The 15184-nt window shown below is 61.6% G+C and carries 16 protein-coding genes; 10 read left to right on the forward strand and 6 right to left on the reverse strand.

Translation table 11 applies throughout. The features are described 5' to 3' along the window. Window positions 1-9: 9 nt before the first annotated feature. Complete coding sequence (locus J4E08_RS22580; RefSeq protein ID WP_183966268.1) at window positions 10-222, reverse strand: hypothetical protein; 213 nt, start codon at window positions 220-222, stop codon at window positions 10-12. 385 nt (window positions 223-607) lie between these two features. On the opposite strand from J4E08_RS22580, the gene J4E08_RS22585 reads away from it, so the two are divergent. The 4 genes from J4E08_RS22585 (at window position 608) to J4E08_RS22600 (ending at window position 2853) form a co-directional block, all read left to right on the forward strand. Beyond that, the gene (locus J4E08_RS22585; protein ID WP_349540421.1) at window positions 608-1471 is read left to right on the forward strand and encodes an MBL fold metallo-hydrolase; all 864 of its coding nucleotides are present in this window, start codon (window positions 608-610) and stop codon (window positions 1469-1471) included. Between the two features lie 82 nt (window positions 1472-1553). After that, entirely contained in the window at window positions 1554-1979 is a 426-nt protein-coding gene (locus J4E08_RS22590) for a YeeE/YedE family protein (protein ID WP_349540422.1), read from the forward strand. Between the two features lies 1 nt (window position 1980). Then, complete coding sequence (locus tag J4E08_RS22595) at window positions 1981-2418, forward strand: DUF6691 family protein (protein WP_349540423.1); 438 nt, start codon at window positions 1981-1983, stop codon at window positions 2416-2418. 9 nt (window positions 2419-2427) lie between these two features. Continuing rightward, window positions 2428-2853: a protein tyrosine phosphatase family protein gene (locus J4E08_RS22600; RefSeq protein WP_349540424.1), complete on the forward strand. Its 426-nt coding sequence runs from the start codon at window positions 2428-2430 to the stop codon at window positions 2851-2853. A 57-nt stretch (window positions 2854-2910) separates the two neighbouring features. Here the strand turns inward: J4E08_RS22600 and J4E08_RS22605 are convergent, their stop codons facing one another. From J4E08_RS22605 to J4E08_RS22625, 5 genes are all read right to left on the reverse strand, one after another. Beyond that, window positions 2911-4062, reverse strand: a complete 1152-nt coding sequence (locus J4E08_RS22605) for a FliM/FliN family flagellar motor C-terminal domain-containing protein (protein ID WP_246429344.1) — start codon at window positions 4060-4062, stop codon at window positions 2911-2913. A 146-nt stretch (window positions 4063-4208) separates the two neighbouring features. After that, window positions 4209-6887, reverse strand: a complete 2679-nt coding sequence (locus J4E08_RS22610) for an ATP-binding protein (RefSeq protein ID WP_349540425.1) — start codon at window positions 6885-6887, stop codon at window positions 4209-4211. Next, window positions 6884-7174, reverse strand: a complete 291-nt coding sequence (locus tag J4E08_RS22615; RefSeq protein WP_349540426.1) for a hypothetical protein — start codon at window positions 7172-7174, stop codon at window positions 6884-6886. Before J4E08_RS22615 ends, J4E08_RS22610 begins: the two co-directional genes overlap by 4 nt. After that, entirely contained in the window at window positions 7171-7539 is a 369-nt protein-coding gene (locus J4E08_RS22620) for a response regulator transcription factor (RefSeq protein ID WP_349540427.1), read from the reverse strand. Before J4E08_RS22620 ends, J4E08_RS22615 begins: the two co-directional genes overlap by 4 nt. Before the next feature lie 158 nt (window positions 7540-7697). After that, entirely contained in the window at window positions 7698-8999 is a 1302-nt protein-coding gene (locus J4E08_RS22625; protein WP_349540428.1) for a helix-turn-helix domain-containing protein, read from the reverse strand. Window positions 9000-9224: 225 nt separating this feature from the next. Between J4E08_RS22625 and J4E08_RS22630 the strand changes: the two genes are divergently transcribed. The 6 genes from J4E08_RS22630 to J4E08_RS22655 all read left to right on the forward strand — a co-directional run. Beyond that, window positions 9225-10571, forward strand: a complete 1347-nt coding sequence (locus J4E08_RS22630) for a substrate-binding protein (RefSeq protein ID WP_349540429.1) — start codon at window positions 9225-9227, stop codon at window positions 10569-10571. A 141-nt stretch (window positions 10572-10712) separates the two neighbouring features. Then, window positions 10713-11720: a branched-chain amino acid ABC transporter permease gene (locus J4E08_RS22635; RefSeq protein ID WP_183966248.1), complete on the forward strand. Its 1008-nt coding sequence runs from the start codon at window positions 10713-10715 to the stop codon at window positions 11718-11720. Between the two features lie 6 nt (window positions 11721-11726). Continuing rightward, complete coding sequence (locus J4E08_RS22640; RefSeq protein ID WP_349540430.1) at window positions 11727-12926, forward strand: branched-chain amino acid ABC transporter permease; 1200 nt, start codon at window positions 11727-11729, stop codon at window positions 12924-12926. 12 nt (window positions 12927-12938) lie between these two features. Further along, window positions 12939-13700, forward strand: coding sequence for an ABC transporter ATP-binding protein (locus tag J4E08_RS22645; protein WP_349540431.1), 762 nt, complete (start codon window positions 12939-12941; stop codon window positions 13698-13700). A gap of 72 nt (window positions 13701-13772) precedes the next feature. Continuing rightward, the gene (locus J4E08_RS22650) at window positions 13773-14528 is read left to right on the forward strand and encodes an ABC transporter ATP-binding protein (RefSeq protein ID WP_183966242.1); all 756 of its coding nucleotides are present in this window, start codon (window positions 13773-13775) and stop codon (window positions 14526-14528) included. Window positions 14529-14610: 82 nt separating this feature from the next. Next, window positions 14611-15184, forward strand: a 574-nt coding sequence (locus tag J4E08_RS22655) for an AMP-binding protein (protein WP_349540432.1), incomplete at its 3' end; no start/stop codon positions are given.

Raw genomic sequence — 15184 nt, forward strand, 5'->3', positions numbered from 1 at the left:
CCACGTTTTTCAGATCGGCATATTGTCAAAACGGTCTTCGACAAGGTCTTCTTCAGCAGCAGAAAGCCTGTGTCGCGCCCAAGCTGGCACCGGCGCACGTTTCATATCAAGCTGGCGCACCGTCTGCGCCAGATGGTCCAGCGCTTCGATCCGCTGCGCCCCTTGGGCGTCGCGCAGTTCCAAGTTCAAAGCCGCGAGCCGTTCATTCAAGGCCTCGGTCATATCGCATCTTCCTCGTTTTCGTCGGTCCGCGAAAAAGTTCACGTCGCACCCTGCCCCTTCCGCTGGCCGATAAGCGTTAGCGCCCCAAAATAGCTCACCCGTGCCAGCACGGCCTCACTGTCGCGCTCGATCTGCACGTCGTCCAAACTGGAGGGGCAGCCAAGGCCAGCATCGCTCCGGGCCCGTCAATCTGCCGCAAAAACCCGGCGATCTGCCGAGACGTTTTGTTTTCCCGAATGCTATGGCATGGGGTGCGGCCTCTCCATGTCTCCACAATCAATACAGGACCGAACAAATCGCACCTTGATGCACGTCAACGACACCCCAAGACTTGAAACATATTCTGTTTTGTATATATGAATGACCGAAACGAGGAGTTATCGCCATGACACCTGAAGTCACAGCCTTTTTTGACAACGCCACCAACACCATTTCCTATGTCGTGCGCGATCCGAACGGGACCGCCTGCGCCGTGATCGACAGCGTTCTGGATTTCGACTATCCCTCCGGCCGCACGGACACGCGGTCTGCCGACCAGATCGTCGCCTTCATCAAGGACAAGGGCTACGAATGCCAATGGCTGCTTGAAAGCCATGTGCACGCCGACCACCTGTCCGCCGCACCCTACATCCAGCAACAAGTGGGCGGCAAAATCGGCATCGGCGACAACATCAAGATCGTGCAGGACACCTTTGGCAAGGTCTTCAACGAAGGCACGGAGTTTCAGCGCGACGGCTCTCAATTCGATGAGCTGTTCGTCGAAGGCGACAGCGTTCACATCGGCCAGATGCGGGTCGACGTGCTGCACACGCCGGGCCACACGCCCGCCTGCCTGACCTATATCATTGGCGACGCGGCCTTTGTTGGCGACACGCTCTTCATGCCGGACTTTGGCACGGCGCGCTGCGATTTCCCCGGCGGATCTTCGGAGACGTTGTATGACTCCGTGCAAAAGATCCTCGCCCTGCCGGACGACACCCGGATCTTCGTTGGTCACGACTACAAGGCCCCGGGCCGCGACGTCTACGCCTGGGAAACCACCGTCGGCGAGCAAAAGGCGGCGAACATTCACGTTGGCCATGGCGCATCGAAGGACGACTTCGTTGCCATGCGCGACACCCGCGATGCCACGCTCGCCATGCCCAGGCTGATCATCCCCTCGCTGCAGGTGAACATGCGCGCAGGTCAGATGCCGGAACCGGACGATAAGGGTGACGTGTTCCTGAAGGTGCCGGTGAACAAACTGTGACGGACGTGTGCCCGTTTTAAAACAGGCGCACGAGCCTCCCCCAATGCGAACCGCGTTTTACAAAAATCAGGAAAATTGAAACATGCCAATGGATTGGATCTGGGGCTTGATCGGCGGTTTGCTGATCGGAACAGGTGGTGCGGTTTACCTGCTCGGCAATGGCAAGATCATGGGTGCAAGCGGCATCATCGGTGGGCTGGTTGATGGCTCTGGCCGCGCCTCAGCGCTGGAACGAGTGCTTTTCCTGCTGGGCGTCGCCCTCATGCCCGCGGTGCTCATGCCGTTTTTCCAGGACGTGACGACCAATATCACTGACGATTACCTCGTGCTCGTGGCCGCCGGCCTGCTGGTGGGCGTGGGCACACGGCTTGCCAATGGATGCACCTCCGGCCACGGGGTCTGCGGCATGTCGCGCCTGTCGATCCGGGGCTTCGTTGCCACCGGGATCTATATCGTTGCAGGCGGTCTGGGTGTCATCATCTTCCGCCATATACTCGGAGTGATCTGATATGCTGCGCCACATCATCGCATTGATCGCAGGCGGGTTATTTGGATCCGGCCTCTTCCTCTCAGGCATGACAAACACCGCGAAAGTTCAGGGCTGGCTGGACGTTTTCGGCGACTGGGACCCGACGCTGGCCTTTGTCATGGGGGGCGCAATGATCCCGATGGCTCTGGCGTGGCTAGTGCGCAACCGACGCGTCACGGCACTGACCGGCGCCCCGCTGCCGCCGCCCGCCTCGTCCGAGATTGACCGCAAGCTTGTCGTCGGTTCCGTTCTGTTCGGAATGGGCTGGGGGCTGGCCGGCCTGTGCCCCGGGCCGTCCATTGCCGCGCTGTCCTACGGCGGGCCGGGTCTGTATGTCTTTCTGGCAGCGATGCTGACCGGGATGCTTGTGGCCCCCTCCTTGCTCGCGCGGCTGGACAGAGCCGTTCCAGCGGAATAAGCCAGTGCCATGACCCCGAGAAAACTCACCGATACTTATAGCGTGTCGCCGCAGATCTCTCCTGAGGATGCGGCGGCCATTCGCGAGGCAGGTTTCGTCATGGTGCTGTGCAACCGCCCGGACGAAGAAAACCCCGCCCCGTTGCAGGCCGAGGCGATGCGCCAGGCCATAGAAGCCGAGGGGCTGCGCTTTGACGTGCTGCCTCTGACCCACCAGACCATGAACGCCGAGAACATCCTGCGCCAGCAAGAGATCGTTGCCAGTGCAGGTGGACCGGTTCTGGCCTATTGTGCCTCTGGAACGCGGTGCACCGTGATCTGGGCTTTGGGCAATGCCAAGTCGCAAGGCCCAGACCAAGTGATCGAAACGGCCCGCGAGGCCGGTTACGACATCGCCGGTCTGCGTCCAACGCTTGAGGCTCTTGCGCAAGCGTGATGGCCTTCGATCCAAAGTAAAAGCCCGCGACGCAGCTGTTGCGGGCTTTTGCGCATCCTAGTCGTTGATATCTATGTCAAGCGGCGCAGAGCCGAAATCCATGTCGAAGTCCTCGACAGAGGAGTCGCCGCCAAGATCGCCAAAGTCGAAATCCCCTGCCTCGGATTCGAAATCCATCGCAGGCAGTTCCGGCAGGTCCTCTGCCCCATCGTCGTCGCCCAGCGCTGGCAGATCGGGGAAGTCCTCTTCTTGCGGCGCAATTTCGGGCAACCCGCCGCTCACTTTCCCGTTGCCTTCGCCGAAGCCGTCGCCAGCCTCAGACGGGCCTGACAAAGCCATCGGTCCAAGCACCGGCCACGTCAGACGCACGGCACGATTGCCATTCATCTGCCCCATACGCCCCTTGGCGACCAGCTGACCGTGGGCCGCGTAGACCTCTACCCGGTCAAGCGCATCTGGCGACAGCCGAAGCATATCGCCGGGCTTGAGCGCCTGCGCTTTGGACAAGGGCAATGTCACACGCGACAATACGGCGTCCAGGCGCGCCGGCACACGAGAGAAGATATCCGCATGCGGACCAGGCCCCTGCCCGGCACCACCGCTGTGCCGCTTCGGCTTGCGTTCGGGCAAAATGAAAGACAACCGCCCCTTGCGGCGCCCGAGCGCCAGATCCACATCCGCCCGAAACGCCTTGTAGCCGGACGCATCCAGCAACAGCCCGGCTGCCCGCGCATCCTCCAGCATGGCGCCAAAGCAGAACCCTTCCAGCATCTCGGTCAAAGGACTGTCTTCCAGAACCGCGACCATGCGCATCAACGCCCCGTCGAGCAGCGGCGATATCATCGCGGCATCGGTCTGCGTCAGGGGCCGATCCTCTTCGATCGGCATCTGGGTGACCTGCTGGATGGTCTGCACCTCGATCACACCGGTCAGAACCTGCCGATCAACCGTGGCGAGGCCGATCGCCCCGTCCGGCCCATCCAGAAGCAACACAAGGTCAGACGGAGAAAGCGACTCGACAACCCCGTCCTGATCTAGATTTTCGACAGTGACGGATTGCGTAACAAGCGCGAGGTCCCAAAGGACATCCGCCGTCTTGGACAATGCACGTCTGAGCGCCTTGGCAGGCGACATCCCCCGCGCTTCGAACGCGCGCAGGGCCGCCTGTGCCTTCTGGCCCAATACGTCATCTCGTGCACCGTCAGCCATGCAATGTCACGCCCGTCATAGAAACTGCCTCCGGGGACGGTTATGCGCGGATTTGGTTACCAACCGCTTTAACGATCTGCCTTATAAATAAATCTTGCACATAATTTTGGAAGAAACTGACCGCATCCGCCCGAAAGTACCCTTTATCATGCAGTGGAGTCCTGCCGAATGGGCAACTTCACGCGAAAAGCCGCGCCGCCCAATTCGGGAATGTAGCTGATCTCGCCCCCAAGCCGCGCAACGATCTGGCGACAGATGGCCAGCCCCAACCCGGCGCCGCCGGCCTTTTGGTCCGACACGCGGGCGAATTTCTCAAAGATAAGGTCGCGCGCCTCTGGACCGACGCCAGAACCGTTGTCGATGAAGTCCAACTTCAGCCAGCCGTCCTGAGTATCGGCCGCAATGGTCAACTCAGGTTGCGCTGCATCGCAGTATTTACGTGCGTTTGCGATCAGATTGATGAACACTTGGCTCAAACGTTCCAGATCCGTAAACAAGCGGATCTGCTCGTCCTTATGGCGTCGATGAACACGCATGTGTCCCCCTTCATCCGCCAGCGCCGCGGCGACCGCGCGGTCAAGAACATCCACCAACCGCCCTTGGGACAGGTTCAGGTTCACCTGCCCATTCTCCAGCACGGACAGATCCAGCAAGTCATCCAAAAGGCGAGTAAGACGAATCGCTTCGTCATGTATGATTGAGGCGTAGCGGTTGCGGTCGGCCCGGCTCAGCCCGTCGGCATCTCGCAAAATCTCGGAAAAGGCCCGGATGGAGGTCATCGGCGTCCGCAACTCATGGCTGATCTGGCTGAGGAACGCGTCCTTTTGAACCGACAGGCGGGTGAGCTTTTCATTCGCCGCGCGCAGTTCAGCCGCAGTGCGGCTGATTTCACGCGATTGGGTTTCCAGCCGCGCCGAATACTCCATCAGCTGTGCCGATTCGTCGGCCACGGCCATCAGATCCTCCACCGACACAGACATGCCGCCGGTGATCTGCCCCACCATGGCGTGTGCCGTCGCCGCCCCGACCGAGCCCGCCAACTCACGCTCCAGCCGTTGCAGGAAATCCGGTGTCGGCGCGGGCAGATCACCTTCGACGCCCTGTCGAGACGCCTCGCGCGCGAAAACCGCCTGCGCGTCCCGTGCACCAAGGATCCGTTGCGCCATGATCATCAGGTCTTCGGTCTGGGCACTTCCGGCCAGCCACGACCGCGCGCCGCCGGGTGCCGCATCGACGGCCAGGAATTGTGCGGCTTGCAGACGCTCCACCGGGGACGGGAAGCTCGCCATCGATACCGCGAGGAACGCGATGGTGTTCAGCGTCAAAGACCAGAAAACCGCGTGCAACAGCGGATCCAGTCCCGCGATGCCAAACAGCGCTTCGGGCCGCAACCAGCCGAGGCCGAGCGGACCCGCGATGAACCAACTGTCAGGGATCAAAACGCCGCCGCTGAGGCTCGGGATATACAGGGTATAAAGCCACGTGACGAAACCGAACGTCAGCCCCGCAAAGGCCCCCGCCCGCGTCGCGCCCCGCCAAAAAATGCCCCCCAGCATCACCGGGAGCACCTGCGCCACACCGGTAAAGCTCACCAGGCCAATCGTCGCCAGCGCCGCGCCGCCGCCCGACAGCGCATAGTAAAGGTAGCCCAACAGCAGCACGCCCGCGATCGACAGCCGCCGCGACAGCAGCACCACCTGCCGCACGTCGCCGGAAACAGAGGCGGTGCCGCGCCGCAATTCCAGCCAGATCGGCATGACAATGTGGTTCGAAACCATGGTCGACAGCGCGATGGCGGCCACAATCACCATGGACGTCGCGGAGGAGAACCCGCCAAGAAACGCCAGCAAGGCCAGCCCGTCGGCATTTTGGCTCAACGGCAAGGTCAGAACGAACAGATCGGGATTCGCGCCCTCGGGCAACAGGTCCATGCCCACCACAGCGATGGGCACCACAAACAGGCTCATCAGCATCAAATACAACGGAAAGGCCCAAGCGGCGGTCCGCAGCTGCGTATCGGAGTCGTTCTCGACCACCAGCACCTGAAACATGCGCGGAAGGCACAGGAACGCCGCCGCCGACAGCAACATCAGCCCAGCCCAGCGCCCGCCATTGATCTGCCACTCCCCCATCGGGGAGGCATCGATGCGCTCCAGCATCTCGGGCACGCCGCCCGCCAACCCCCAAACCACAAAGCCACCCACCGCCAGAAGCGCGGTCAGCTTCACCACCGCCTCCACGGCGATGGCCATGACCACCCCATGATGCCGTTCGCTGGAATCCAGCGTCCGAGTGCCAAAGATCACGGTAAAAACCGCAAGACCCGCAGCCACCCAGAAGGCCGTGTTGGGCGGCGTGTGCGTGCCCGTGTCGTCAAAATGAGCAAACACATCCACGGACAGGGTCACGGATTGCAATTGCAGCGCGATATAAGGTGTCGTGCCTACCACGGCCAGGATCGTGACCGCGACACCCAGCAGGTTGGATTTCCCGTAACGAGACGAGATCAAGTCCGCGATCGACGTGATCCGCTGGCTGCGCCCGATCCTTACAAGGCGACGCAGGATCCACCACCACCCCACCATCACAAGGCTCGGGCCAAGGTAGATGGTCAGGTACTCCACCCCCGAGCGGGCGGCACTGCCCACCGCGCCGTAAAACGTCCAGCCCGTGCAATAGATCGACAGTGAAAGGGTGTATATGACGGGCGCGCGCAGCCAGTTGACCTGCCCACGAGCAGCGGCGCGTTCCGCGAAAAACGCAACTCCGAACAGCAACGCCACATAGGTCAGCGAAATCGCTGCAAGCCCGTTGAGTGTTGTCACAGCCGCGCCTCTGGCCGGTCCGGCGCGCTGGAACGTCGGATCGCCCAGATCAGCAAACCTGTTGCGATGGGCAAGGCAAGCCAGACGGCAAAGATGTAGATCAGCGCTTCCGCCATCGTGATGTCGGTCTCACCGGTCTGCCAAAGCAGCGGCACCCACCACAGAAACAGCCCCAGCAGCGGCAAAGCGCAGGCCGCATCCACCATCCGTCTGCGGCGAAAACTGCGTCTTTCCAGCTCATAGGCAATATGACGTTGCGCATCGTCGCGCGGGGCCGGATCACTCACGCGCCTGACAGCGCCTTTACGGCGTCCAGCACCTCGGAGTTGGAAAAGGGCTTCGTCATGAACCGGCTCGCACCCGCACGCTCCGCCATTTCACGATCCTTCGTCTGACCGCGGGCGGTCAACATCAAGATGGGCAGCGACCGTGTGCTGATGTCTTCGCGCAACTCGCGCAATATGTCATAGCCCGATCGCCCCGGCAGCATCGCATCCAGGATCAACACGTCCGGCGTGCGATCCCGCACCGTCTGCACCGCTGTTTCACCATTCGAATGCGCGTGCACCTGCCACCCCTCACGTGACAGGATAAACTTGATCGCTTCGATGATGTTCGGTTCATCTTCGATCAGAAGAACCTTTCCACTCATACGCTGCCCCTCACCCGGCGGTCCCTGTTTACAGGGTCTCCTCCCCCGCAAGTTCGCAGAGTGTAGGACTTTTTCAAAAGCGGAGTCAAAACGCCAATGCGGGTCGAGCAATATTCTTTCGCGACGGCACGCCCGCGCGTCGTGCAGAGCGCGCAGCATTATTGCGCAGACAGAATGGAAGGCTCCCGTCGGCCAATGCAATTGGCTCGCGGACAGATGCGGCAGGTGATGCCCACATCTTCGGACGAGCCGGCCGGCTCACGGCTGACCGGAAGTGGACGCACCAGCATATGCGCCTCAAACATGGGATCGGCATTGGCTTTGGGCGGGCCCACTGGCGTGGCTTGCGCCTCCACCCGGACAGTGGCACCAGAACGGCCAAGCTGCACGAGATCTGCCGAAAGCACCGCATATGGTCGGTTCAGCGCCTTATAAAGCGGCCAAAGCGGGCAAGCCGCGCCAAAGCGTGGCATCGGGAAATCGGGCAGCGGCTTGCGGTAGGACAGCACGCCTGAGGCATCACAGATCGCAAGCCCCACCGGATCGCCCAGCACCTCTGCCGGCATAGCGGCAAGACGGCGCATGACCCGTGTGGGCGGCTGATCAAGCGCCACGGACAGCACCAGTGCATCCGCGCCATGGGCGGTGAGCGCTGTGGCCAGTTCATTGATCGGCAGGGCCTTCGCGTCGGCCGCATACCGCTCCAGCCAACTTCGGAGCAAACTTTGCGCGGCGCTGGACAGACCACGCCCCAGCCGCGTCATGACCTGCGCCACATCGGCCTCCTGCTCCAGCTCCGGAATGTGATGCTCCGCCTTCTCCAGCGCCCCATCCAGCTCCTCTTGGGGGGTGCCGGTTTCCGTCGCCTGCGCATTGTCCGCCTCAAGGTAGGTCACCAACCCGCGCGAGGTCTCTGCCAGACGTGCCGAATCCTCGTAGATGTTGCGGTGAAAGCGGCTTTGCCAGTCCGGGTCGATATCCCCCGGCTCCGCAAGGATCGACGCGGCGGAGCGGATCGCCGTCACGGTCGACAGCATCTCGTGCAAGGACGCCGCCAACTGAGGGTCATGCGTCATTCGGTCCGTCAGCACCTCGACCGACCGTTCCAATTGCGCCACCCGGGCGCGCGTGGCCACCAGCGCCGCCGCCCATCCCGGAAACCGTCCGGCGAACTCATCGGTCCGATCCAATTCCGCACCGGCGTCGGGCAGATCACTGGCCGCTTCGCGCAACCCGGCGATCAGCGCAGCGCCCGCCCCTTCGGTCAGATGGGTCGGCTCGACGCCCAGCGCCTCTGCGATGTCGAGCAACAGCTTGCCGCCGATTCTGCGCCGGTTGTGCTCGATCAGGTTGAGGTAGGAGGCGGAAATACCGGCAATCCGCGCCAGTTCGGCCTGCCGCACCCCCTGCGCAATCCGGCGTTCCCGGATGCGCGACCCGGTCAACGTGTCCTTATGCATTCCCATTCCCCAACGTAATCAAGCACTTTCTGCACTGCGACATAAACGACTTTACAGTATATCACGGTCTACTTTTCAATCGTTGACAAAAAAACTGTTACTTGAAAGCGACTTGTTGCGCAATTTTCCGACCATGCCCCATAGTGTCTTTGCACGAAAGTGCACGTGTCCCGTTCGTTGAGGAGCTTGCGGGACGCTCTTCAAAAAAATTCTGGGAGGATTTTAATGTCCATAACCAACCTGACCCGCCGTGGCGTTCTGCGCACGGGCGCTGTCGCTGGTGCAGGCCTCGCGCTGCCCACCTATCTGTCTGCCGCCAGCCATTCCGGCTTCACCAACGCACCGGGCGACAGCTCGGTTACACTCGGTTTCAACGTCCCGCAATCCGGCCCCTACGCTGACGAGGGCGCCGACGAACTGCGCGCCTACGAACTGGCGGTCGAGCACCTGAACGGGGGCGGCGATGGTGGCATGATGGGCACCTTCTCGTCGAAAGTGCTCGATGGCACCGGCATACTGGGCCGCAAGGTAGAATATGTCACCGGCGACACCCAGACGAAATCTGACGCCGCCCGCGCCTCCGCCAAGTCGATGATCGAAAAAGACGGAGCCATCATGATCACCGGCGGCTCTTCGTCGGGTGTGGCGGTTGCCGTGCAGGGCCTGTGCCAGGAGGCTGGCGTGATCTTCATGGCCGGCTTGACACACTCCAACGACACGACCGGCAAGGATAAAAAGGCAAACGGTTTCCGCCACTTCTTTAACGGATACATGTCTGCGGCCGCGTTGGCTCCAGTTCTCGAAGGTCTGTATGGCAACGACCGCAAGGCGTACCACCTGACCGCCGACTACACGTGGGGCTGGACCCAGCAGGAATCCATCGCCGCCGCCACAGAGGCGCTCGGCTGGGAAACCGTCAACAACGTGCTGACCCCGCTGGCGGCAACGGACTTCTCGTCCTACATCGCCCCGGTTCTGGATTCCGGCGCAGACGTGCTGGTTCTGAACCACTACGGCGGAAACATGGTCAACTCGCTGACCAACGCCGTGCAGTTCGGCCTGCGCAACAAGCAAGTGAACGGCAAGAACTTTGAAATCGTGGTTCCGCTCTTCTCCCGTCTGATGGCACGCGGCGCGGGCGAGAACATCAAGGGCATCGTCGGCTCCACCAACTGGCATTGGTCGCTTCAGGATGAAGGCTCCAAGGCTTTCGTCAAATCCTTCGGCACAAAATATGGCTTCCCGCCAAGCCAGGCCGCGCACACCTGTTATGTGCAGACCCTGCTGTATGCGGATGCCGTGACCCGCGCCGGATCGTTCAACCCCTGCGCCGTTGTCGAAGCCCTCGAAGGCTTTGAATTCGACGGCATGGGCAACGGCCCGACCCTCTACCGTGCCGAGGATCACCAGTGCTTCAAGGACGTTCTGGTCGTGCGCGGCAAGGAGAACCCGACCTCCGAGTTCGACCTTCTGGAAGTCGTCGAAGTGACCCCGGCCGCGCAGGTGACCTATTCGCCCGACAACCCGATGTTCGCAGGCGGCCAGCTCGGCTCCTGCAACCCGGGAGCGTAAGGCAACCGGCAGGGTGGGCGCGCCCCTCCCTGCCAACACCTTGCACACCGTCAACTTCGTCAGTCTGACACGACCTCTGGCCACCCACGCCAGGGGCTTCGGCACACTCAATCCGCGCGACGCAACCCAAAGGTGGGGTCAATGGACGCAATTCTGCTTCAAATTCTAAACGGGCTCGACAAGGGCTCGGCCTATGCGCTGATCGCGCTGGGGCTTACACTCATTTTCGGCACACTGGGTGTGGTGAACTTTGCCCACGGCGCGCTGTTCATGATCGGCGCCTTTTGTTCTGTCACGCTGCAGCGGATCCTGAACCTGTCCTTCGAGACGGTCGATCCGACGCGCACCGACTTCCTCGGCAATCCTGCAGTGATCAAGACACCCTACGTCATCGACTGGTTTGGCGAAAGCACCGGGGCCGCCATCATCGACTGGTCCGTGCCGCTGGCGATTCTGTTCGCGATACCGATCATGCTGGTCATCGGCTACGTCATGGAACGCGGTCTGATCAAACACTTCTACAAACGCCCCCACGCGGACCAGATCCTTGTGACCTTTGGCCTCGCCATCGTGTTGCAGGAAATCATCAAAGCCTTCTACGGCGCGAACCCGATCCAGACCCCCGCCCCTGAGGCGCTGTCCGGTGTGGTCGAGGTCCTGCCCGGCATCCTCTACCCGGCATGGCGCGTGGTCTATTTCTGCTTTTCGCTGGTGGTCATCGGCGCGGTCTTTGCCTTTTTGCAGTTCACAACCTTCGGCATGGTGGTCCGAGCAGGCATGGCAGATCGGGAAACCGTCGGCCTGCTGGGCATCGACATCGACAAACGCTTTACCCTGATGTTCGGCATAGCCGCGGGCGTCGCCGGTCTGGCGGGCGTGATGTACGGCCCGATCAACGCCCCGAACTATCACATGGGTATGGACTTTCTGGTCCTGAGCTTCGTCGTGGTTGTGGTCGGCGGCATGGGCTCCCTGCCCGGCGCGGTCGCTGCGGGCTTCCTGCTCGGCATCCTTGAGAGCTTTGCCTCCATGACCTGGGTGATCGACCTGATCCCCGGTATCAACCAGATCATCATCTACCTCGTGGCAATCATCATCCTTCTGGTCCGTCCGCGCGGCCTGTTGGGACGCAAAGGTGTGATGGAGTAAAACGCTATGTTCGGACTACAGAAAAAAGACACCAACCTGCTGCTGATCGTCATTGCCTTGACGATGCTGGCCCCCTTCATCCTCAACCCCTTCCCCACCGACAGCGGGCTGGCCCAATTCAACGCGGGCTACCCGGACCTGATGCAACGCTTCGTGATCTTCGGGATCTTTGCCATCGGGTTCAACATCCTGTTCGGCCTGACCGGCTACCTGTCCTTCGGTCACGCGGCCTTCCTCGGGGTCGGCTCCTACTCGGCGGTCTGGATGTTCAAACTGCTGAGCATGAACATCCTTCCGGCGATCATCCTGTCGGTTGTCATTGCCGGCCTGTTCTCGCTGCTCATCGGCTGGATCTCCCTGCGGCGGACCGGGATCTACTTCTCGATCCTGACGCTGGCCTTTGCCCAGATGTCCTTTGCGCTGGCCTATTCGGTGCTGACGCCGATCACAAATGGCGAAACCGGCCTGCAAATCACGCTGGACGACCCGCGCATCCTCGGGATCTCCCAGACGGCGGACGGCTCGATCCCGGTCACCAACCTCTTCGGGATGGAGATGCGCGCCACCTCGGATCTTGCACTCGGGGCGTGGTCCTTCACGTTCTCCATGGGCTACTACGTCTGCGCGGTGCTGATGATCCTCGCCTTCTATATGTCGATCCGGATCTTCCGCTCGCCCTTTGGCATGATGCTCCGCGCGATCAAGTCGAACCAGACACGGATGAACTACACTGGCCTGAACCCAAAGCCCTACACGCTGGCGGCCTTCGTGATCTCGGGCATGTACGCAGGTCTGGCGGGAGGCTTGATGGCGTCGATGGACCCTCTTGCGGGGGCCGAGCGGATGCAATGGACTGCCTCTGGCGAAGTCGTTCTGATGACCATCCTCGGCGGCGCCGGCACATTGATCGGCCCGGTGCTGGGCGCGGGTATGATCAAGTATTTCGAGAACATCTTCTCCAAGATCAACGACAACGTCCTGCACACATGGTTCAGCTTCATGCCCGACGGGCTGGAGAACCTGATGGTCGGCATTCTGCACCCCTTCGTGGGCAAGGGATGGCACCTGACACTTGGCATCATCTTCATGCTGGTGGTCACCTTTCTGCCCGGCGGTCTGGTCGAAGGTGGGCAGCGCATTGGGCGGATGTTTGGTCGCAAGAAACCGACGGACGACACATCCGCCAAAACCGAGCCCGCGGAATAAGGAGCGCCTGACATGGGAATTCTCGAAGTCAAAGACGTGGGCAAGCGCTTCGGCGGTCTCAAAGCCCTCTCCGACGTCAACCTCAGCGTGGCGGAGAACACCTGCCACGCGATCATCGGGCCGAACGGTGCGGGCAAATCCACCCTGCTGAACTGCCTTGTGGGCAAGCTGATCCCCGACACCGGGTCCGTGATGTTCGACGGCCAATCCGTGCTGGGCCGCTCCCCGCATGAGATCAACCAGATGGGCATCTCCCGGGTGTTTCAGACGCCGGAAATCTTCAGCGATCTGTCGGTGATGGAAAACATGATGATCCCGCTGTTTGCACGACGCGACGGGGCCTATCGCCTGCACGCCTACCACAGCGTTCTATCTGAGGGAGAGCTGGTCACCAAAGCCGAACAAATGCTTGCCGATGTCAACATGCTCGACAAACGCAACATGCACACGGCCTCCATGTCGCGCGGTGACAAGCGGCGGCTGGAGATGGCCATGTGCCTGATCCAGGAACCGAAACTGCTGCTGCTGGATGAGCCCACCGCCGGCATGGCGCGGGCGGACACCAACAACACCATCGACCTGCTCAAGCAGATCAAGGACAGCCGCAACATCACCATCGCCATCATCGAACACGACATGCACGTGGTGTTCAGCCTCGCTGACCGGATCACGGTTCTGGCCCAGGGCACCCCGCTGGTGGAAGACGTGCCCGAGAAGATCAAAGGCCATCCCAAGGTGAAAGAAGCCTACCTGGGCGAGACGGCGCACGCCTGACCCTTTGACCGCGGGCGGGCTCGCCCCGCCCCACGTCGCGACAAGATCCCGCCTTTTCGAAAGGACCCCAAGATGAACGTTCGTCCGGATTTTTCCAAGAACGCCAACCACGCCGAAACCGCGCCCGCCTTCCTTTCCGTCTGGGACATGCATTCCTATTACGGCGAGAGCTACATCGTGCAGGGCATTTCCTTCAACGTGCACGAGGGCGAGATCCTCGCCCTGCTCGGGCGCAATGGCGCGGGCAAGACAACCACCCTGCGTTCCATCGCGCGGCTTGACGATCCACAGGTGAACAAAGGGGAAATCTGGCTTGACCACCAGCCGCTTCACCGGATGAAATCGCATCAGGCCTCTGTCGCCGGTCTGGGCCTTGTGCCAGAGGACCGCCGCATCATCCCCGGCCTCACGGTGGAGGAAAACCTGCAGCTGGCACAGATCACCCCGCCCATCGGCTGGTCGCTGGAACGGCTCTACGATCTGTTTCCCCGCTTGGGCGAACGCCGCAAGCAAGAGGGCGTAACCCTCTCCGGTGGCGAACAGCAGATGCTCGCCATTGCGCGCGCTTTGGCCCGCGATATCAAGGTCTTGCTGCTTGACGAACCCTACGAGGGCCTTGCCCCTGTCATCGTGGACGAGATCGAAAAGACGCTGCGCCTGATCAAGGAACAAGGCATGACAACGATCCTGGTAGAGCAGAACGCCGTGCGCGCCTTGCAACTGGCGGATCGGGCCGTCATCCTCGACACTGGCAGCATCGTGTTCGATGGCTCCGCCGCCGAGGTGCTTGAAAACGAAGGCCTGCGCGCGGAGTATCTGGCCATCTGACCGCGCCCCGGCACCAAAGAACGACTTGTTTTCGGGGCCAAGGGATATTCCTTTGGCCCCAAGCGTTTCAGGAGGAGACCCCATGACCAAGACATACGCCCCGTCCGAAAAGTTGACACAAAGCGCCCATGTTGACGCCGCGCGGTACGACGCGCTGTATGCGAGCTCGGTGGCGGATCCGGAGGCCTTCTGGGGCGAGCAGGCCAAGCGGCTCGACTGGATGAAGCAGCCGACCGAGATCAAGAACACCGATTTCACCCTCGGCCAGGTCAGCATCGAATGGTTCCGCGATGGCACGCTCAACGTCGCCGCCAACTGCATCGACCGCCATCTTGAGACCCGCGGCAACCAGACCGCCATCATCTTTGAACCCGACGACCCCAACGAGGCCGCCCAGTCGATCACCTACAACGACCTGCACCGTCGCGTCTGCCGCATGGCCAACGTGCTGGAAACCATGGGCGTGCGCAAAGGTGACCGGGTCATCATCTACCTGCCGATGATCCCCGAAGCCGCCTACGCCATGCTGGCCTGCGCCCGCATCGGCGCGATCCATTCCATCGTTTTCGCCGGTTTCTCCCCCGACGCGCTGTCCGCCCGTGTAAACGGCTGTGACGCCAAGGTCGTGATCACCGCGGACGAAGCCCCGCGCGGCG

Source organism: Sagittula sp. NFXS13, from assembly GCF_040148795.1.
Classification (GTDB): Bacteria; Pseudomonadota; Alphaproteobacteria; order Rhodobacterales; family Rhodobacteraceae; genus Sagittula; species Sagittula marina.

Excerpts from the sequence above, each read along its gene's own strand:
- J4E08_RS22650 (WP_183966242.1), top strand. The coding sequence starts at position 13,773 with ATGAACGTTCGTCCGGATTTTTCCAAGAACGCCAACCACGCCGAAACC.
- J4E08_RS22605 (WP_246429344.1), bottom strand. The coding sequence starts at position 4,062 with ATGGCTGACGGTGCACGAGATGACGTATTGGGCCAGAAGGCACAGGCG.
- J4E08_RS22640 (WP_349540430.1), top strand. The coding sequence starts at position 11,727 with ATGTTCGGACTACAGAAAAAAGACACCAACCTGCTGCTGATCGTCATT.
- J4E08_RS22600 (WP_349540424.1), top strand. The coding sequence starts at position 2,428 with ATGACCCCGAGAAAACTCACCGATACTTATAGCGTGTCGCCGCAGATC.
- J4E08_RS22620 (WP_349540427.1), bottom strand. The coding sequence starts at position 7,539 with ATGAGTGGAAAGGTTCTTCTGATCGAAGATGAACCGAACATCATCGAA.
- J4E08_RS22580 (WP_183966268.1), bottom strand. The coding sequence starts at position 222 with ATGACCGAGGCCTTGAATGAACGGCTCGCGGCTTTGAACTTGGAACTG.
- J4E08_RS22590 (WP_349540422.1), top strand. The coding sequence starts at position 1,554 with ATGCCAATGGATTGGATCTGGGGCTTGATCGGCGGTTTGCTGATCGGA.
- J4E08_RS22630 (WP_349540429.1), top strand. The coding sequence starts at position 9,225 with ATGTCCATAACCAACCTGACCCGCCGTGGCGTTCTGCGCACGGGCGCT.
- J4E08_RS22595 (WP_349540423.1), top strand. The coding sequence starts at position 1,981 with ATGCTGCGCCACATCATCGCATTGATCGCAGGCGGGTTATTTGGATCC.
- J4E08_RS22645 (WP_349540431.1), top strand. The coding sequence starts at position 12,939 with ATGGGAATTCTCGAAGTCAAAGACGTGGGCAAGCGCTTCGGCGGTCTC.
- J4E08_RS22635 (WP_183966248.1), top strand. The coding sequence starts at position 10,713 with ATGGACGCAATTCTGCTTCAAATTCTAAACGGGCTCGACAAGGGCTCG.
- J4E08_RS22585 (WP_349540421.1), top strand. The coding sequence starts at position 608 with ATGACACCTGAAGTCACAGCCTTTTTTGACAACGCCACCAACACCATT.
- J4E08_RS22625 (WP_349540428.1), bottom strand. The coding sequence starts at position 8,999 with ATGCATAAGGACACGTTGACCGGGTCGCGCATCCGGGAACGCCGGATT.